This is a genomic window from Micromonospora sp. A202, from assembly GCF_006715105.1.
GTDB lineage: Bacteria > Actinomycetota > Actinomycetes > Mycobacteriales > Micromonosporaceae > Micromonospora > Micromonospora zamorensis.
The window spans coordinates 6,799,471-6,816,733 of the sequence record NZ_VFMP01000001.1 but is presented as its reverse complement, the minus strand read 5'-3'; the positions used below and the strand labels follow the sequence as shown (position 1 = coordinate 6,816,733).

Sequence of the window (17,263 nt, the reverse complement as noted above, 5' to 3'; positions counted from 1 at the left end):
CGGCGTAGGGTCGGAGCATGGCCACGCCTCAGACCCCCTACGACGCGGTGCTGCACGCCGCACGCGACGTGACCAAGCTGGAGTCCGCCCTCGACGCCGAGATGCTCGGCAGCGCGCTGCTGGGCAGTGTCTACGCGATCGCGGAGACCGACCGCGACACCGCCGTACGGGAGTTCGTCACCGGGTTTCTCGCCGCCACCGCCCGTCGCCGGGTCGCGGCCGCGACCACCATCCGGCAGGTCTTCGCCACGCTCGTCCCGGACGCCGAGGGCACCGATCGGGTGCGTCCGGGCAGCCAGGCACCCACCTGGGCCGGTCAGCTCGGTCGGGTGCACCTCACCGGCACGTGGGCGTACGGCGACGTCTACGGCGACCAGACGTCCTACCTCGCCACCTTCGCCTACGACGACGCGTCCGGCGGCTCGGAGCACGCGCTGGTGGCCCTGGTGGACCACAACATCGGGATCACCAAGGACATCTTCGTCGGCGGGCCGGCGGAACGGATCCTGGACCAGGTCCGCCAGATGTGCGCGGACGACGAGCTGACCTGGTTCCGCACCGAGAATCCGGCCCAGCTCCGTGGCGAGGTGGCCCGCCATCTCGCGGTGACCGACGAGCTGAGCGAGTTGCCCGGCGAGGGTTCCCTCGCCACCGACCGGGCGCTGGTCGGCGCCCGGCTGGCGCTGCTGCCCACCGCGGCCGACCCGACCGGCCCGGCGGAGGTCGAGCCACTCTCCGCCGCCGAGCGCACCGACCTGGTCCGGCGGTTCCTCGCCGCACCGGAGGCCACCCGCTTCGGGCTGGATTCCGTCGACGGCCCGGAGCTGGCCTCGCTGCACTTCTGCCTGAGCCTGCTGCTGGACCACTCGGCGACCTTCCCGGACGCCGACCCGATGCGCTGGAGCCCGGCGGTGTCCGGGCTCTTCCTGCTCGACTGGGTGCACCGCCGTGCCGTGCTGGACATGGACGACGCCGCGATGCTGCCCCGGGTGCTGCGTGCCTGGGCGCGGTACGCGTCCCGGCAGCGCGGTCTGCCCGAGGCGGCGACCACGCGCACCGACGAGGCGATCGAGGAGATGGTGCCGGAGTTCGCGCGCCTGTACTCCACTGGTGAACGACGCAGCGCCGCCACCGCTGCGGTGGCACAGCTGATGGCCGACGGCGTGGACCCGGACGACCCGGCCGCCCTGGACGCCTGGATCGAGGCGAACCGGCACCGCCTGGCCGACGACGGGGCCTGACGACACCCGAGGCCGGGCGGCATAGCGCCGCCCGCCTCGGCCCGGCCGGCCTCTGCGGCGGGTCTCAGCGCAGTGGGCCGAAGACCGCCGCGGCGATCAGCGCGCCGAGCACACCACCGGCGAGCACCTGCGGCACCGTGTGGTCCCTCAGTCGCACCCTGGACCAGCCCACCAACGCCAGCAGCGGGGCGGCGACGAGCACGCGCGTTCCGAACGTCAGGGCCAGGATGACCAGGGTGCCGGCGGACACCGCCGAGTGGATCGACATCTTCCACCAGTGGCTGACGGACACGGCGACCACGAGGCCGACGAGCCCGGCCACCGCCAGCGCCAGCAACGGGCGGGGCGCGCCGAGCACGGCGAGCAGGGCGAGCCCTCCCGCGACCGAACCGAGGCCGACCAGCAGCGGCACCCGGCGCTGCTCCCGACGGCCGATGTGGTGGTCGGTGAGCCGGCCACGGCGTACGCCGCCGACGATGTAGGCGAACGGGATGCCGGTGACGAAGATCGTGGCGAGCAGACCCCAGACGAGGCCCTGACCCGGACGGCGCGCGCTGTGCCAGCTCACCGTGATGATCAGCAACGACACGAGCACGGCCGGTGCGGTCACCTCGGTGACCAGCCGGGCGATCCGCCGCCCCGGGCCGGGTCGGCTGGTGACCGGGCGGAGTTCGGTACCGCCGCCCACGTCACCCCCTCCGGTATGCGCCTACCGCCGAACACCGCCGGCACCGGATGGGCCGCGCCTGTTCGTCACCGTACCGCCGGGGACACCGTCAAGTGCGTCGGTCCGGCCAGCGATGCCAGGCCGGCCGCGAACGTCGGGAGATCGGTCGGAGACGACGGGACCGACGGGCTGGGCCGGCTGGTCGGCACGGCGGGGGTGACGGGCGGCGCGGGCCTGGTGGCCGGCACGGACCGGGTGCTGGTCGGCGCGGGCCTGGTGGCCGGCACCGACCGGGTGCAGGTTGGGACGGCGGTGGCGGTCGAGGCGTCCGTCGGCGTGGAGGTTGGCTCCAGCGTGGAGGTTGGCTCCAGCGTGGGCGTCGGGTCCAACGTCGGCGACGGATCCAGCGTCAACGTCGGGGTCGGGGTCGGAGTCGGGCTGGGAGTCGGCGTCGGATCGGGGCCCGGCGTGTCGGTCGGGTCCGGGTTGGTCGGACCGGGGTCGGTCGGCGAACCGGTCGGCGACGACGGGGGGACGGCCGGTGAGGTGCCCCGAGGCGGCTTCGGCGCCACCGGCGGGCGCGGCGCCCGCGGGGCGGGCCCCAGGTCGGTCACTGTGGGCCCAGGCCCAGGCCCTTCCCGGGTACGCCGGGGAGCGGCGGGCAGCCAGCCGCTGGTGGGGCCGACGCTGGATGAGCCGGGCGGTGGGACTGACGGCTGGCTGGTCATCGGCAGCGGAATCAGCACCGGCCCGACCGACGGGGTCGGGATGAACGGGATGCTGCTGTCCGGCAGCGCGGTGCTGCCCGGGGTGGCCGAGCCGGCGCTGATCGCGGCGAGGATCGGCATCGACGCGGTGCCGGCCAGCAGCGCGACGGTGAGCAGGTAACCCCGGGTGGGGCTGCCCGCGCCGGGTGCACGGTGCACGCCGACCACCCTGCGGTAGTCGCCCGCGGACCGGTGCCGGCCGAGGGCTGGTGTGCCGGGACCATCACCTGGCTCGTGCACCGCACACCCCTTGTCGTCGGCCGTCGGAGGACATGGATGGACGCCGCCGGCGCTGAAGCCGGCAAATAACTCGATAGGCGCGATCCTGCGGTAATCAGCCTTACGTAGTCACGCTCTGTCGTCCAACCTCCACCGCGTGTCGACACGCGGTGCTGACCGAACGGTGACGAATCATCGCCGGATCGCCCTCGAAACGCAGGCCAGCATGATGGCGACAAACGATGGCAAAGCGTGGGCGGGCGGAATACGGGGCAGGCGTACTGTGGGCGCGCTCACCTGCTCTGCGAATATGGAGCACGACGGCAACGCAGCCGTGACCTCCGCGCACCCTCGCGGCAGGCGCGGTTGAGCGCCGGCACTCCCGATCCGGGTTCGGCCAGAACCCGGATCACGCCGTGCGGCAACCCCCACCGGGGCTAGGCGCGGCCGCCAGGAACCGGCCCGGCAGCAGCCGGGCAGGCGCACGAGTTGCGCGGCCGGGTGACCCCCCGGTGCCGACGCAGACACGACAGGGAGAGACCGATGGCAAAGGGCGACCCCGGGGGCACCACCCGCAGCAGGCGGCCTGCACCCCGCTCCAAGAAGGGCGCGGCCGGTAATCCGGAGCTGGTGCAGCTGCTCACCCCCGACGGCGAGCGCATCGACAGCGCCACCGGGCCGGACGGCACCGTGTACCGCGTGGACTTCACCGACGAGGAATACCGCGGGCTCTACCGCGATCTGGTGATGGTCCGCAAGCTGGACGCCGAGGCGACCGCCCTCCAGCGCCAGGGCGAGCTGGGCCTCTGGGCCAGTCTGCTCGGCCAGGAGGCCGCTCAGGTCGGCTCCGGGCGGGCGCTGCGATCGCAGGACATGGCTTTCCCGACCTACCGGGAGCACGGCGTCCTCTACTGCCGAGGCATCGACCCGATCATGCCGCTGGGCCTCTTCCGCGGTGTCGACCAGGGCGGCTGGGACCCGAACGAGTTCAAGTTCAACATGTACACGATCGTCATCGGTGCGCAGACCCTGCACGCCACCGGCTACGCCATGGGCATCACCATGGACGGCAAGATCGGCAACGACGACGGCGAGGCCGCGATCGCCTACTTCGGCGACGGGGCCACCAGCCAGGGCGACGTGAACGAGGCGTTCGTCTGGGCCAGTGTCTTCAACGCGCCGCTCGTCTTCTTCTGCCAGAACAACCAGTACGCGATCTCCGAGCCGCTGGAGCGCCAGACCCGGGTCCCGCTCTACCAGCGGGCCGCCGGCTTCGGCTTCCCCGGCGTACGGGTGGACGGCAACGACGTGCTGGCCTCGTTCGCGGTGACCCGCACGGCGCTGGACAACGCCCGGCACGGGCAGGGCCCGAGCCTGATCGAGGCGTACACCTACCGGATGGGCGCGCACACCACCTCCGACGACCCGACCCGCTACCGGATCGCCAGCGAGGTCGAGTCGTGGCAGGCCAAGGACCCGATCACCCGGGTCAAGGCCTTCCTGGAGAAGCAGCAGATCGCCGACGCGACCTTCTTCGCCGAGGTCGACGAGCAGGCCCGCCGCGAGTCGGTGCACCTGCGCGAGCGGGTGCTCAACATGCCCAACCCGGAGCCGGTGACGATGTTCGACCACGTCTACCCCAACGGCTCTCCGCTGCTCGACGAGCAGCGCGCGAAGTTCAACCGCTACATGGAGTCCTTCGAAGGGAGCGCCCACTGATGGCCACGGAGACGCTCACCCTCGGCAAGGCCCTCAACACCGGCCTGCGCCGCGCCCTGGAGACCGATCCCAAGGTCATCATCATGGGCGAGGACGTCGGCAAGCTCGGCGGCGTCTTCCGGATCACCGACGGGCTCCAGAAGGACTTCGGCGACCAACGGGTCATCGACACCCCGCTGGCCGAGTCCGGCATCATCGGCACGGCGGTCGGTCTGGCCATCCGCGGCTACCGGCCGGTCTGCGAGATCCAGTTCGACGGTTTCGTCTACCCCGCGTACGACCAGATCGTGTCGCAGGTGGCGAAGATGCACTACCGCTCGGGCGGCAAGCTCAGCATCCCCATGGTGATCCGGATTCCGTTCGGTGGTGGCATCGGCGCCGTCGAGCACCACTCCGAGTCGCCGGAGGCGTACTTCGCGCACACCGCCGGTCTGAAGGTCGTGACCTGCTCCAACCCGCAGGACGCGTACGTGATGATCCAGCAGGCCATCGCCTCGGATGACCCGATCGTCTTCCTGGAGCCCAAGCGCCGCTACTGGGAGAAGGGTCAGGTCGACCTGACCGCGCCGCTGTCCGAGGCGTACCCCCTGCACTCGGCCCGGGTCGTGCGGCCCGGCACCGACGTCACGGTGCTGGCCTACGGGCCGATGGTGCGGACCTGCCTGGAGGCGGCGACCGCCGCCGCGGAGGACGGCCGGGAGCTGGAGGTCATCGACCTGCGCTCGCTCTCTCCGCTGGACCTGGGCGCCGCGTACGAGTCGGTGAAGCGCACCGGCCGCGCGGTCGTGGTGCACGAGGCACCGTCCAACATCGGTCTCGGCGCCGAGTTGGCGGCCCGGATCACCGAGGAGTGCTTCTACTCCCTGGAGTCGCCAGTGCTGCGGGTGACCGGCTTCGACACCCCCTACCCGGCCTCCCGGGTGGAAGAGGAATACCTGCCCGACCTCGACCGGGTGCTCGACGCCGTCGACCGCACCTTCGGCTGGTGATCGACATGTCCCGGATCAAGACGTTCAATCTGCCCGACCTGGGCGAAGGGCTGACCGAGGGCGAGATCCTGGCCTGGCTGGTCAAGGTCGGCGACACCATCGAGCTGAACCAGCCGATCGTCGAGGTCGAGACCGCCAAGGCTGCGGTGGAGATCCCGGCGAAGTGGGCCGGCCAGGTGCAGGCGATCCACCACCCGGAGGGCACCACCGTCGAGGTCGGTACGCCGATCATCGCGATCGACACCGACCCGGGTGCCGGCCCATTGGAGGCGCCGTCGACAACGGCCACGCCCAGCAGCGACCTGCCCACCCCATCGGCGGCCTCGCTGGCGGCGGTGGAGGTGGCACCGGCCGAGGGCATGATCGAGCCCGGCCTGATCGGCGGGGCGGCCCCGGGTGGGCGGACGGCGGTGCTGGTCGGTTACGGCCCGCGTACGACCGCGGCGAAGCGTCGCCCGCGCAAGGGTGCCACCCCCGCCGGGGTCGATCATGGAGTTGTGGTGTTTGACAAAACAGCCGCAACCCCCACGATTCCGGCACCACAAGTCCATGATCGACGCAATGGCGAGGGCGGGACGGGCCTCCCAAGCGGGGTTGGGGCGCAGGCGGGAGGGCTGGTTCTTGCCAAGCCTCCGGTGCGCAAGCTCGCCAAGGACCTCGGGGTCGACCTCGGCACGGTGACCGGGTCGGGCCCGTTGGGTTCGATCACCCGGGAGGACGTGCAGCAGGCGGCGAGCGGTGCCGTGGCCGAGCCGATCGCGACCCCGTCGGTGACGACGAGCGCCGCGAGCTTCGGCACGGACCGCGAGCAGCGCATCCCGGTCAAGGGGGTTCGCAAGCTCACCGCCGAGAACATGTCCCGCTCGGCGTTCACCGCCCCGCACGTGACGGAGTTCCTGACCGTCGACGTGACCCGGGCGATGAAGGCTCTGGACCGACTGCGCGGTCGACGGGAGTGGCGCGACGTACGGGTCTCGCCGCTGCTGCTGGTGGCGAAGGCCGTGCTGCTGGCGGTGAAGCGTCACCCGATGGTCAACTCGACCTGGGCCGGCGACGAGATCGTGGTCAAGGACTACGTCAACCTCGGTATCGCGGCGGCCACCGAGCGTGGCCTGATCGTGCCGAACGTCAAGGACGCCGGCCGGCTCTCCCTGCGGGAGTTGGCGGACGCACTGAACGGCCTGGTGCAGACGGCCAAGTCCGGCCGTACCTCGCCGGCGGACATGTCCGGTGGCACCTTGACCATCACCAACGTCGGGGTGTTCGGAGTGGACACCGGCACGCCGATCCTGCCGCCGGGCGAGTCCGCGATCCTGGCCTTCGGTGCCGTGCGGGAGATGCCCTGGGTGCACAAGGGCAAGGTCAAGGCGCGTCAGGTCACCACGCTGGGGCTGAGCTTCGACCACCGGATCATCGACGGTGAGCTGGGTTCGAAGTTCCTGCGCGACATCGGCGACTTCCTCACCGATCCGGAGGCGGCGCTGCTCGCCTGGACCTGATCGTTCGCGACGCCAGCCACGGCCGGTGTGCCACGGGTTAACGCCCGGCACACCGGCCGTGTCGTTTGGACGACGGAAACGTCAGCCAGATCGGCTGTTGACCTTTGATTGTTAGGCAGGTGTCTCAGCTCACCTAATAATCGATGGAAGTTGGCCGGGTTCTGCGGTTAAATAGACGCATCAGGGGCTGACAACCGAATAGCTAGGGGGACCCACCAATGAGCATGATCGAGCGAATCCGCAACCACCGCGACGCGACCCGCCGCGCCCGTGCCATCGAGCACGCGCTGCGCTCGGCGAACTCGCCGGCGGTTCGCGAGGAAATCCTCGTCATCGCCCAGCGTCACATGAGCTGACGCTCCTCGACATTCCTACCTCCTCCAGATCGATGGCCCACCCGGTCCGCCGGGTGGGCCATCGGCGTTCCGGCCATCGGCCACCGGGATTCCGCCCTGCCGCAGCGCCCGGTACGGTGGGCTTCGGTCGCCGCCCGCCGACCCGGCAGGGGCCGAGCTGACAGAAGCTGCTCGACACCGACCGGCCACGCAAAGTGACGACCGGTGCTCCTTGGACGGGCCGTGCCACCACCCGATACCGTGCGGGGAGCCGGCACAGCGGTACGCCGGTGACGCCGGCAGCCATGCCGAGGAGACCGATCGGCACCGGCGAGCCGACATGTGATGGAGGAGGCGCACCCATGACGTCCGAGGGCCCGCACCGCCCCGGCCAAGAGCCGGACGAGGTGTCACCGGGCGCCGGCGGACCGGCGCCGTACGGCGACCGCCCGGCGCAGCCGGACAACAGCCACAACGCCGCCGGCCCCGACCTGGGCTGGGCGCCCCCGCCGCCGACGCGACCCAACCCGTCGACGCCAGCATGGGCGACCCAGTCCGAGCAGCCACCGGCCCCCGCCTGGGGTGCCGCCGCTGCCCCGCAGCCCGGCGACCCGGCGCAGCCCGCCTGGGCGGCCGGCGGCACGAGCGAGCCGCCGCAGCAGCAGCCCGGCACCTGGCCCGGCAACGACGGCGCACCGGCCCCCGCGCAGCCTGCCCCCTGGGCGGCGCAGCAGCAGGGCTGGACGCCGGCCGAGCAGAGCGCACCCGCACCAAACTGGACTCCGAACTCCGCTGAGCAGCCCGAGTGGGTGCAGGCCCAGCCGGCCGCGCGAGGTGCCGCGCAGGTGCCTCCGGCCACCGCTGCCTGGCCTGCCCAGGAAGACCCGGCCCGAGCCGGAGGCTGGGGTGGGGCACCGCAGGCCAACCCGCCCGCCGGTGACTGGCACGGCGCCGAGTCGCAGCAGCCCGAGATGCCGCAGGCCGGTGGTTGGTCCGGCGGCGCTCAGCAGGACGACGCGTCCGGCAACGGCGGTTGGCCCGCCAGCAACGCCGCCGCGCGCGACGACCAGCCGGTGTGGACGCCGGCTGAGCAGTCGCCGCCGGCCTGGGGCCAACCTGCCGAACCGACCGAGCAGCCCGCCCCCGGGTGGGGACAGGCCGCCCAGCCCGGCGCCGCCCGTGGCGCGGCCCAGGTGCCGGCACCGGCGGCGAACTGGCCCAGCCAGGACGACCCGGCCCACTCCGGTGGATGGGCCGCACAGCAGCAGGCACAACCCGCAGCCTGGAATGACGGCGGCGACGCGCGGCAGGACCAGGCCGAGCAGCCGGCCGCCTGGGGCGGGGCCGAGAGCCGTCCGCAGCAGCCCGACTGGGTGCTCGCACCCCAGGACCAGCCGGCCGAACGGCCGGAGCCGGCAGTGTGGAATCCGCCGGAGCAGAGTGGCCTGCCCGCGCGTGCCAGCGTCAGTGTGCCCAGCAACGACGGCGTGCCCGGCTGGGCCGCCAACCAGGACAACGCCGCACAGGCCAACCCCGGCGTGCCGGCGGTCGAGCCGTGGGCACCCGGTGAGGTGTGGGGACGCGCCGAAGCGGAGGCTTCCGCCCAGTCGCGCGGTGGCTGGGAGGCGGACCGGGGCGACGAGGCACCTGCCTACCAGCCCGGGCCCGCGCCGGGCATCTCGCCCGCGAACGCCGTGCCGCTGCCCCCACAGGAGCAGCGTGTGCCGGGCGCCAGCCTGGCCGCCGCCCCGCCGGCCGACTACGCGCCGCCCCAGGCCCAGTTCGCCCCGATCCCCGAGCAGCCCGCGTACGCCGAGCGGGAGGCCCCGGACGCCGCCGCGCAGTACGAGGCGGAGCCGGCCGGCTGGGGCCGCGCTGGCGACGCTCCCGCGAGCGGCGGCGCCATGGTGCCTGCCCCGCGTACCTCTCCGGAGTCCGGAGCGGGCCGCGCGGTCGTGCCGGCATCGGAGGCCGACTCGGCGGACGGCGCAGCCGCCCGCGCCACTGCGAGCGCTTCGGTGCCGCTGGCCAGCCGGGTGATGCCACCGACCGACCAGGCCATCCGGCCGACCGGCACGGCGACACCACAACCCCGGGTGTACGGCCGCCCGGCTCGACCCGAGCCGGAGAACGAGCCGGAGCCGGAGGCGTTCCAGGGCGACCCGGGAGCCGACCGCCAGGCCGCACCGGAATGGCAGAACGACGCCCAGCGCCAGGCCGCACCAGAGTGGCAGAACGACTCGCAGCGCCAGGCCGGTCCCGGTTGGGGCCGCGAGTCAGCTGCCGATCCCCGCTTCGACGACCGGCAGCCCGCACCGAACGCGTTCGGTGAGGCCCCGTCGGCGCCGCCGGCGTTCCCGCCCGGTGTGCCGTCCTTCGTCGACACGCCCGGCAACAACCGGCCGATGAACGGCACCCGGCCGCACGCCGGTGCCGAACGACCGGCCGACCAGTTCGGCGGCCCCGGGTCACCTGCCTCCGGCACCGCCGCGGTGAACGGGGCGTCGGCCTTCGGCGGGTCGAACTTCGGTGGGCCAGGGTCCGGCGGGTCGGGCTTCGGTGCCGGGCCGGCAACCGAGCCGGTGCCGGGCGGAAACTTTCCGCCGTCGTTCCCGCCCGCGCAGCAGCCCACGTCGTCCTGGGGCCAGGAGGCCGGCCAGTCGGACCACGGCCGGTTCGACGCGTTCAAGCCGGACGCCGACGAGCCGAAGGCGGAGCCGCCCACGCCGAAGGTCCGCAACGGCCGGGTGCTGGCCGCGGTGCTGATCGCTGCGGTGCTGATCCTGGCGGTGCCGCTCGGCCTGCTGATGCTGCTCGGCAAGTTCGGCGGCGACGACGGTCCGTCGTTCGACCCGGCGGTCGGCACCTGCGTGAAGCAGTCCGGTCAGGGTGGCGCCACGGCGGCGAACTGCGGCGAGGCGGACGCTTTCACGATCGTCTCGAAGGTGGACGCCAAGGAGAAGTGCACCGACACGACGCAGCCGCACGTGGTGCTGCCCGGTGACGGCACCAACCGGGTGCTCTGCCTCAAACCGGCCACGAAGTAGATCGACCGGCGGCGGGGTTCACGGGCGACCGTGACCCCGCCGTCGTCGTACCACCTGGGCCTTTCCTGCCTCGTCCCGTTGATCGTTGGCAGCTGAGCAACTCGACACGCCGAGCACCGCACTGCTGAGCTGCCACCACTACTGAGCTGCCACCACTGCTGAGCTGCCACCACTGCTGAACTGCCACCGATCGAAATGTTGACTGTCGTCCGGGTCACGACGACCGATACGGAGAAGCCTCGCCGTGGCAGGCTGACAGCATGGGAACGACTGCACGAGTACGGGCTCCAGAGCTGCACGGCCGGGGTTGGCTGAACACCGGTGGACGCGATCTCAAGCTCGCCGACCTTCGCGGCAAGATCGTTTTGGCGGATTTCTGGACGTTCTGCTGTATCAACTGCCTGCACGTTCTCGACGAGCTGCGCCCGTTGGAGGAGAAGTACGGCGACGTGCTCGTCGTGATCGGTGTGCACTCGCCGAAGTTCGAGCACGAGAAGGACGCCGACGCGCTCGCCGCCGCCGTCGAGCGGTACGGGGTGCACCACCCCGTACTCGACGATCCTGAGATGGAGATGTGGCAGCAGTACGCCGCGCGGGCCTGGCCGACCCTGTCGGTGATCGACCCCGAGGGGTACGTGGTGGCCACCATGGCCGGCGAGGGGCACGCCGAAGGGCTGGCCCGGCTGATCGACGAGCTGATCGCCACCCACGAGGCCAAGGGCACCCTGCACCGGGGCGATGGCCCGTACGTCCCGCCGCCGGCGCCGGAGACCGCGCTGCGCTTCCCCGGTAAGGCGGTGCAGCTGCCGAACGGCAACCTGCTGGTCTCGGACTCGGCCCGGCACTCCCTGGTCGAGGTTGCCCCGGACGGCGAGACGCCGGTGCGCCGGATCGGCTCGGGCGAGCGGGGCCGGGCCGACGGGCCGGCTGCCGCGGCGACGTTCTCCGAGCCGCAGGGTGTGTGCCTGCTGCCCACGCATGTCGCCGAGGTCGCCGGCTACGACCTGGTGGTGGCCGACACGGTCAACCACCTGCTGCGCGGCGTACGGCTGGAGTCCGGCGAGGTGGTCACAGTGGCCGGCAGTGGGCGGCAGTGGCGCGCCTCGGTCGACGACCACGCCCACGACGCGTTCGCCGTGGACCTTTCCTCCCCGTGGGACCTGGCCTGGTACGACGACAAGCTGATCGTCGCGATGGCCGGCATCCACCAGCTCTGGTGGTTCGACCCGATCAAGCGGACCACTGGCATGTACGCCGGCACGACCGTCGAGGCGCTGCGCGACGGCCCGCTGACTGAGGCGTGGATGGCGCAGCCGTCGGGGCTCTCGGTCTCGGCCGACGGCACCCGGCTCTGGGTCGCCGACAGCGAGACCAGCGCCATCCGGTACGTGGAGAACGGCGTGCTGGGCACCGCCGTCGGGCAGGGTCTGTTCGACTTCGGGCACGTGGACGGGCCGGCGGAGACGGCGCTGCTTCAGCACCCGCTGGGCGTGTGCGCGCTGCCGGACGGCTCGGTGCTGATCGCTGACACGTACAACGGCGCGGTGCGCCGCTTCGACCCGGCCAGCAACCAGGTCTCCACTGTCGCCGACGGGTTGGCGGAGCCGAGCGACCTGGTGCTCACCCCGGCCGGTGAGGTGCTGGTGGTGGAGTCCGCCGCGCACCGGTTGACCCGGCTCGCCCCGGGTGCCCTGTCGGCGGCGGGTGCCAGCACGGTGGACGGGCCCCGGCACCGCACCGAGCGTAAGCCGACCGACGTCGCGGCCGGTGAGGTCACCCTGGACATCGTCTTCACCCCGGCTCCGGGGCAGAAGCTGGACGAGACGTACGGGCCGTCGACCCGGTTGGTGGTCTCCGCGTCTCCGCCGGAGCTGCTGGTGGACGGTGCCGGCACGGGCACCGAGCTGTCCCGTCGGCTGGTGCTCAACGGCGAGGTCACCGCCGGGGTGTTGCAGGTGACCGCCCAGGCGGCGACCTGCGACGCGGACGTCGAACACGCGGCGTGCCACCTGACCCGGCAGGACTGGGGCGTACCGGTCCGGGTGGTCGACGGTGCCGTGACCCGGCTGCCTCTGGTGCTCCGCGGCCTGGACGCCTGACGTGACCTTCAGGGGCCCGGTGGGCCCCTGAAGGTCACGCGAACGGGGCCAGCGGGATGTCGGCGTCGATCAGGGTGGCGCGGACCAGCTCGGCGGCGGAGACCGCGCCGGGGGTGTCGCCGTGCAGGCAGATCGAGTCGACCGAGCAGGGGATGACGGTGCCGTCCACCGCCACCACGCTCCGCTCGACGGCCATGCGCACCGCCCGTTCGGCCACCTGCTCCGGGTCGGTGATCACCGCGCCGGGGGTGCCGCGCGGCACCAACGCCCCGTTGGGCAGGTAGGAACGGTCGGCGAAGGCCTCGGCGACGACCGGCAGACCCGCGCCGACGGCGAGCTGAGCGAGCGTCGAGCCGGGTAGGCAGAGCACGGGCAGCTCGGGGTCGTACCCGGTGACCGCCGCGACCACCGCCGCCGCCTGGGACTCGTCGGTGCTCGCCGCGTGATAGAGCGCGCCGTGCGGCTTGAGGTAGCGGACCCGGGTGCCGAACAGCCGGCAGAACGCGTTCAACGCCCCGAGCTGGTAGGTCACCTCGTCGCGTAGCTCGGCGAAGTCGTACGCGATGTGCCGTCGACCGAAGCCGGCCAGGTCCCGGTAGCCGACCTGCGCGCCCACCGCGACCCCGCGCCGTGCGGCGCCCTCGCAGACCCGCCGCATGGTGGACGGGTCGCCGCCGTGGAAGCCGCAGGCGACGTTGGCGGAGGTGACGAGGCCCAGCAGCGCCTCGTCGTCACCGAGTCGCCAGATGCCGAAGCCCTCGCCCAGGTCAGCGTTGAGGTCCATGGAATCTGACGGTAGTCCCTGGGCGGGCCTGCGCGAGCGGGCTCACGTCGGTGACCACCCCGATGACGGGGTATCCGCCGGTGGTCGGGTGATCGGCCAGGAAGATCAGGGGTTGTCCGTCGGCCGGCACCTGCACCGCGCCGAGCACGATGCCCTCGCTGAACAGCTCGCCGGCGACCGCGCGGGGCAGCGGCGCGCCGGCGAGTCGCGCGCCGACCCGGTTGCTCACCGGGCTGACGGTGTACGCGGTGCCGAACAGCAGGTCGAGTGCGGCTGGTGTGAACCGGTCGTCGCGAGGGCCGAGGCTGAGCATGAGGTGCAGCTCCGGTGGGGGCGCGGAGCAGACGGTCAGGTCCACCGGCGCGGGTGCGTCGAGCGGCTCGCCGAGCGGCAGCCGGTCGCCGTCGCCCAGCCGAGGCGGACCGAGCCCGGAGAGGGTGTCGGTGGCCCGGCTGCCGAGCACCGGCGACACGTCGATGCCGCCCGCCACCGCCAGCCAACTCCGTACGCCCCGACGGGCTGGGCCGATCCGCAGCACCGTCCCGGCCGGCACGGTGAGCGGGCGCCCTGTGTCGCCGGGCCGATCGCCCGCGTGGACGGTCACCTCGGCGCCGGTGACCGCCACCGTGGTGGCCCGGGTCAGCCGCACCGTGCAGCCGGTCAGGGTGATCTCCAGGCCGGCGGCGTGCTCCGGGTTGCCGACCAGGCGGTTGGCCAGCCGCAGTGCCGCCGGGTCGAGGGCACCGGACCGGGGGACCCCCAGGTGCGCCCAGCCGGGCCGACCCAGGTCCTGCACGGTGGTGAGCGCACCGGCGCGGAGCACCTCGATGGCGGGCGGGCGGGTCATGCCGCGGCCATCCGGACCGGGGTGCCCGGGCCGAGTCGGGCCGGCGGGTCGGCGTGGACGTCGAAGAGGACCAGGTCGGTGCGGCCGACCAGCTGCCAGCCGCCGGGTGACACGCCCGGGTAGATGCCGGCGTACGGGCCGGCCAGGGCGACCGAACCGGTTGGCACCCGGGCGCGGGGCGTGGCCAGCCTGGGCAGCGCCAGCTCGGCAGGCAGCCCGGTCAGGTACGGGAAGCCGGGGGCGAAGCCGCAGAACGCGACCCGGAACCGGGTGCCGGTCAGCCGGGACAGCACGGCGCGCACGTCGACGCCCCAGTGCTCGGCCACGGCCGGCAGGTCGGGTCCGTCGAAGTCGACCGGAACGACGGTCTCCGTGCCGTCGTCGTGCTCGTCCGTGCCGCGACGGGCGGTGGCGGCGGTCACAATGGCCGGCGCCCACCGGGTCAGCTGCGCGGCCGTGGCGGCCGGGTCGGGCAGGCCGTCGAGCAGGACGGTGCTGGCCGCCGGCACTATCTCGACCGCGGCCAGGTCACCCTGCTCCCGACGCCGCCACAGCTCGGCTCGCCATGCGTCGACCAGGTCGGCCTCGGGCACGCCGTCGGGGTCGGTGCAGTCGAGGAGCAGGGCGCGCGCCCCGACGGGTCGGATCCGCATCGGCTCATCTTCGCCGATGGTCGGCGGTCGCGGTGTCCACGGCGACGGTGCCGGGTGTCACCGCCGTGACTACTTGCAAGTAACCTACGGTGCCGTAACCTAAGGAGGTGACCACCTCCGCCCCGATTCGCCTGAAGCCGGTCGACATCGGTAAGCCCCGGATGCGCGGCTGGCTGCACACGTACGCCTTCTTCGTCGCGGTGGTGTGCGGCATCGTGCTCTGCTCGATCGCCGCCACCCGACCCGGCTGGGCGCCCCTGGTCAGCTGCCTCATCTACAGCCTGACGGTCTGTGGGCTCTTCGGCACGAGCGCGCTCTACCACCGTCGGGTGTGGTCGGAGCGCGGCTACCAGCTGATGCGCCGGATGGACCACTCGATGATCTTCGTGTTCATCGCCGGTACGTACACGCCGCTCTGCGTGATGCTGCTCGCACCCCGCCCGGCCACCGTGATGCTGTCCCTGGTCTGGGGTGGCGCACTGGCCGGCGTGGCGCTCAAGGTGGTCTGGCCGCACGCGCCGCGCTGGGTGTCCGCGCCGCTCTACCTGGCGCTGGGCTGGGTGGCGGTGGCCATGTTGCCGGAGATCCTGAACGGCGGCGGCGTCACCGCACTGGTGCTGCTGGTCGTCGGCGGTGCGATCTACAGCGTCGGCGCTGTCTTCTACGCGTTGCGGCGGCCCAATCCGTGGCCGACCGTCTTCGGTCACCACGAGTTCTTCCACGCCTGCACGCTGCTGGCGGCGCTCTGCCACCACATCGCGATCTACTTCGCACTGTTCGCCTGAGCACCGAGGCGAGGACGCAGGCCCGGCCCGCACCGCAAGATCCGCGCAACTCCGGGGAAACTGCTGCCTCGAAGGGCTTTCAGGCAGCAGTTTCCCCGAAAGTGCGCGGATCTTGCGGTGCGGGCCGGGGTGGTGGTCCCTCCGGGTAGAAACGCGAGCCGGGGCCCCGCGACGCTGCGGGACCCCGGAGTTCGCGAGCGAGTTCAGACCGGTCGGCCCGGCCGACGCACCTCGCGGTATTCCTGGACGACCTGGTCGTCCTGGACCGGCACCACCCGGTCCGCCACGACACGCTGCTCGCGCACCGGCGCGGCGACCACAGTGCGGCGGCGACTGTTCCAGAAGTAGAGGGTCGTGATCAGGCCGGCGACGCCGGCCAGCATCAGCACCCAGCCGACCACGGACAGGTCCAGCCAGCCCAGGTCGGCCTCCACGGCGAATGCGAGGATCGCGCCAAGCGCGATCAAGAAGATGCTGCCACCAATGCCCATGTCTCGCTCCTCGGCTCAAAACCTGGCGTACGACGCGCCGCGGCCGTCGGTAGGGGTGCGGCATCCATCGACTTACCCAGGCACGGAGATCGCCAATCGGGCAAGCTGGGAGCATGACGGACGCCGACCCCGAGACCCGGACGCTGGTGTTGTTGCGGCACGCGAAGGCCGAGCAGGGCAGCGACGCGGCGGACGACGCCGAACGGCCGCTCAGCGCACGCGGGACCGCAGACGCCGCAGCGGCCGGCGCCTGGCTGGCGCGCCACGGGTTGCTACCCGACGTGGTGATCAGCTCGACGGCCAGACGCACCCGCCAGACCTGGCACGGGGTGGCGATGGGGATGACCGGTTCGCCGCCGGAGGGTGGCCCGACCGGGCCACGGCCGACCGTCCGTTACGAGCCTGGCGCGTACGACGCGCACCCCGAGGAGTTGCTGGCGCTGGTCCGCACGATCGACCCCACGGCTCGCACGGCGCTGCTGATCGCCCACAATCCGGGCATCTCACTGCTCTCCGCGCTCCTCGACCCGGAGGGCGCTGCCGACGAAGGTTTACGCACCGCGGAACTGGCGGTGCACCGTGGCCCACTCGCCTGGGCGGAACTGGGTCGGTCGAGCGCTCCGATCATCGAGCGGCACACCGCACGCGACTGAGCCACCCGCCGCTTCTCGACGGGTGGCTCAGAGGTACGCGCCCAGGTCCGGCTCAGGACGGCGGCGCGGTTGGTGGCGGCGGGTCCGGCGGCGGCGGCATCATCGCGGTCGGATGAGAGAGCCGGTTCTCCTCCACGATGAGGGTCCGGGCCCGCTTGCGCCGGTCCTGCCAGAACCAGAGCGTGGTCAGCAGTACGGCCAGCCCGGCCAGGATGAAGACCCAGCCGACCGCCCGTACGTCGATCCACCAGACGTTGGCTCTCAGCGCGAAGGTCAGGATCGCGCCGATCGCGATGAGAAAAATGCCGCTTCCGACACCCATATGCGCTGCACTCCCCCGTGCGGTGGCTCTGGGCGTTCCCTTTCGAGGTCACGCGACGGTTACCCGCCACGCCGCTGGCATACCCGACCAGGCTCACCCAATGCGCGGCCCGAGGAGGGACCGACCGGTGTTCCTTGCCGCGGAAT

At 72.5% G+C, this 17,263-nt stretch carries 16 protein-coding genes; 10 read left to right on the top strand and 6 right to left on the bottom strand.

Going from position 1 to position 17,263, the window contains the following annotated elements; genetic code table 11:
* The first annotated feature begins 17 nt into the window (after nt 1-17).
* A complete protein-coding gene (locus tag FBZ33_RS31670; protein ID WP_088950897.1) occupies nt 18-1,241 on the top strand; it encodes a hypothetical protein in 1,224 nt (407 codons plus the stop codon).
* A gap of 64 nt (nt 1,242-1,305) precedes the next feature.
* On the opposite strand, the gene FBZ33_RS31665 is transcribed toward FBZ33_RS31670, so the two are convergent.
* Entirely contained in the window at nt 1,306-1,929 is a 624-nt protein-coding gene (locus FBZ33_RS31665) for a phosphatase PAP2 family protein (protein ID WP_141912082.1), read from the bottom strand.
* Nucleotides 1,930-1,944: 15 nt separating this feature from the next.
* Between FBZ33_RS31665 and FBZ33_RS31660 the strand changes: the two genes are divergently transcribed.
* The 7 genes from FBZ33_RS31660 (at nt 1,945) to FBZ33_RS31635 (ending at nt 12,582) form a co-directional block, all read left to right on the top strand.
* Entirely contained in the window at nt 1,945-2,796 is an 852-nt protein-coding gene (locus FBZ33_RS31660; protein WP_255509084.1) for a hypothetical protein, read from the top strand.
* A gap of 641 nt (nt 2,797-3,437) precedes the next feature.
* Nucleotides 3,438-4,613, top strand: coding sequence for a pyruvate dehydrogenase (acetyl-transferring) E1 component subunit alpha (pdhA, locus tag FBZ33_RS31655; RefSeq protein ID WP_141912080.1), 1,176 nt, complete (start codon nt 3,438-3,440; stop codon nt 4,611-4,613).
* Nucleotides 4,613-5,602 (top strand): alpha-ketoacid dehydrogenase subunit beta, encoded by a 990-nt coding sequence (locus FBZ33_RS31650; protein ID WP_141912078.1) that lies wholly within the window; start codon nt 4,613-4,615, stop codon nt 5,600-5,602. Before pdhA ends, FBZ33_RS31650 begins: the two co-directional genes overlap by 1 nt.
* Complete coding sequence (locus FBZ33_RS31645) at nt 5,599-7,101, top strand: dihydrolipoamide acetyltransferase family protein (protein ID WP_185755450.1); 1,503 nt, start codon at nt 5,599-5,601, stop codon at nt 7,099-7,101. The genes FBZ33_RS31650 and FBZ33_RS31645 overlap by 4 nt, the downstream gene beginning before the upstream one ends.
* Before the next feature lie 218 nt (nt 7,102-7,319).
* A complete protein-coding gene (locus FBZ33_RS33005) occupies nt 7,320-7,457 on the top strand; it encodes a hypothetical protein (RefSeq protein ID WP_165435866.1) in 138 nt (45 codons plus the stop codon).
* Nucleotides 7,458-7,798: 341 nt separating this feature from the next.
* Nucleotides 7,799-10,483 carry a hypothetical protein gene (locus FBZ33_RS31640; protein ID WP_141912076.1) on the top strand — a complete coding sequence of 895 codons (2,685 nt, stop codon included), beginning with the start codon at nt 7,799-7,801 and terminating at the stop codon, nt 10,481-10,483.
* Nucleotides 10,484-10,743: 260 nt separating this feature from the next.
* Nucleotides 10,744-12,582 (top strand): NHL domain-containing thioredoxin family protein, encoded by a 1,839-nt coding sequence (locus tag FBZ33_RS31635; protein ID WP_141912074.1) that lies wholly within the window; start codon nt 10,744-10,746, stop codon nt 12,580-12,582.
* 34 nt (nt 12,583-12,616) lie between these two features.
* On the opposite strand, the gene FBZ33_RS31630 is transcribed toward FBZ33_RS31635, so the two are convergent.
* From FBZ33_RS31630 to FBZ33_RS31620, 3 genes are read right to left on the bottom strand one after another with little or no spacing between them, the layout of a single operon-like run.
* Complete coding sequence (locus FBZ33_RS31630; protein WP_141912072.1) at nt 12,617-13,366, bottom strand: LamB/YcsF family protein; 750 nt, start codon at nt 13,364-13,366, stop codon at nt 12,617-12,619.
* On the bottom strand, nt 13,350-14,213 hold the full coding sequence (locus tag FBZ33_RS31625; RefSeq protein ID WP_141912071.1) for a biotin-dependent carboxyltransferase family protein: 864 nt from the start codon (nt 14,211-14,213) through the stop codon (nt 13,350-13,352). Before FBZ33_RS31625 ends, FBZ33_RS31630 begins: the two co-directional genes overlap by 17 nt.
* Nucleotides 14,210-14,866: an allophanate hydrolase subunit 1 gene (locus FBZ33_RS31620; RefSeq protein ID WP_141912069.1), complete on the bottom strand. Its 657-nt coding sequence runs from the start codon at nt 14,864-14,866 to the stop codon at nt 14,210-14,212. Before FBZ33_RS31620 ends, FBZ33_RS31625 begins: the two co-directional genes overlap by 4 nt.
* A 107-nt stretch (nt 14,867-14,973) precedes the next feature.
* On the opposite strand from FBZ33_RS31620, the gene FBZ33_RS31615 reads away from it, so the two are divergent.
* On the top strand, nt 14,974-15,651 hold the full coding sequence (locus FBZ33_RS31615; RefSeq protein ID WP_141912067.1) for a hemolysin III family protein: 678 nt from the start codon (nt 14,974-14,976) through the stop codon (nt 15,649-15,651).
* Between the two features lie 203 nt (nt 15,652-15,854).
* Here the strand turns inward: FBZ33_RS31615 and FBZ33_RS31610 are convergent, their stop codons facing one another.
* The gene (locus FBZ33_RS31610; protein ID WP_088950887.1) at nt 15,855-16,142 is read right to left on the bottom strand and encodes a DUF6458 family protein; all 288 of its coding nucleotides are present in this window, start codon (nt 16,140-16,142) and stop codon (nt 15,855-15,857) included.
* A 113-nt stretch (nt 16,143-16,255) separates the two neighbouring features.
* Between FBZ33_RS31610 and FBZ33_RS31605 the strand changes: the two genes are divergently transcribed.
* Entirely contained in the window at nt 16,256-16,795 is a 540-nt protein-coding gene (locus FBZ33_RS31605; protein ID WP_141912066.1) for a histidine phosphatase family protein, read from the top strand.
* Between the two features lie 52 nt (nt 16,796-16,847).
* Here FBZ33_RS31605 and FBZ33_RS31600 read toward each other — a convergent pair whose 3' ends face one another.
* Nucleotides 16,848-17,117, bottom strand: coding sequence for a DUF6458 family protein (locus tag FBZ33_RS31600; protein WP_030332052.1), 270 nt, complete (start codon nt 17,115-17,117; stop codon nt 16,848-16,850).
* Nucleotides 17,118-17,263: the final 146 nt, after the last annotated feature.

Coding starts and splice junctions, on each gene's coding strand:
- FBZ33_RS31605 (WP_141912066.1), top strand. CDS start 16,256: ATGACGGACGCCGACCCCGAGACCCGGACGCTGGTGTTGTTGCGGCAC.
- FBZ33_RS33005 (WP_165435866.1), top strand. CDS start 7,320: ATGAGCATGATCGAGCGAATCCGCAACCACCGCGACGCGACCCGCCGC.
- FBZ33_RS31670 (WP_088950897.1), top strand. CDS start 18: ATGGCCACGCCTCAGACCCCCTACGACGCGGTGCTGCACGCCGCACGC.
- FBZ33_RS31625 (WP_141912071.1), bottom strand. CDS start 14,213: ATGACCCGCCCGCCCGCCATCGAGGTGCTCCGCGCCGGTGCGCTCACC.
- FBZ33_RS31630 (WP_141912072.1), bottom strand. CDS start 13,366: ATGGACCTCAACGCTGACCTGGGCGAGGGCTTCGGCATCTGGCGACTC.
- FBZ33_RS31640 (WP_141912076.1), top strand. CDS start 7,799: ATGACGTCCGAGGGCCCGCACCGCCCCGGCCAAGAGCCGGACGAGGTG.
- FBZ33_RS31660 (WP_255509084.1), top strand. CDS start 1,945: ATGCGCCTACCGCCGAACACCGCCGGCACCGGATGGGCCGCGCCTGTT.
- FBZ33_RS31620 (WP_141912069.1), bottom strand. CDS start 14,866: ATGCGGATCCGACCCGTCGGGGCGCGCGCCCTGCTCCTCGACTGCACC.
- FBZ33_RS31650 (WP_141912078.1), top strand. CDS start 4,613: ATGGCCACGGAGACGCTCACCCTCGGCAAGGCCCTCAACACCGGCCTG.
- FBZ33_RS31600 (WP_030332052.1), bottom strand. CDS start 17,117: ATGGGTGTCGGAAGCGGCATTTTTCTCATCGCGATCGGCGCGATCCTG.
- FBZ33_RS31635 (WP_141912074.1), top strand. CDS start 10,744: ATGGGAACGACTGCACGAGTACGGGCTCCAGAGCTGCACGGCCGGGGT.
- pdhA (WP_141912080.1), top strand. CDS start 3,438: ATGGCAAAGGGCGACCCCGGGGGCACCACCCGCAGCAGGCGGCCTGCA.
- FBZ33_RS31610 (WP_088950887.1), bottom strand. CDS start 16,142: ATGGGCATTGGTGGCAGCATCTTCTTGATCGCGCTTGGCGCGATCCTC.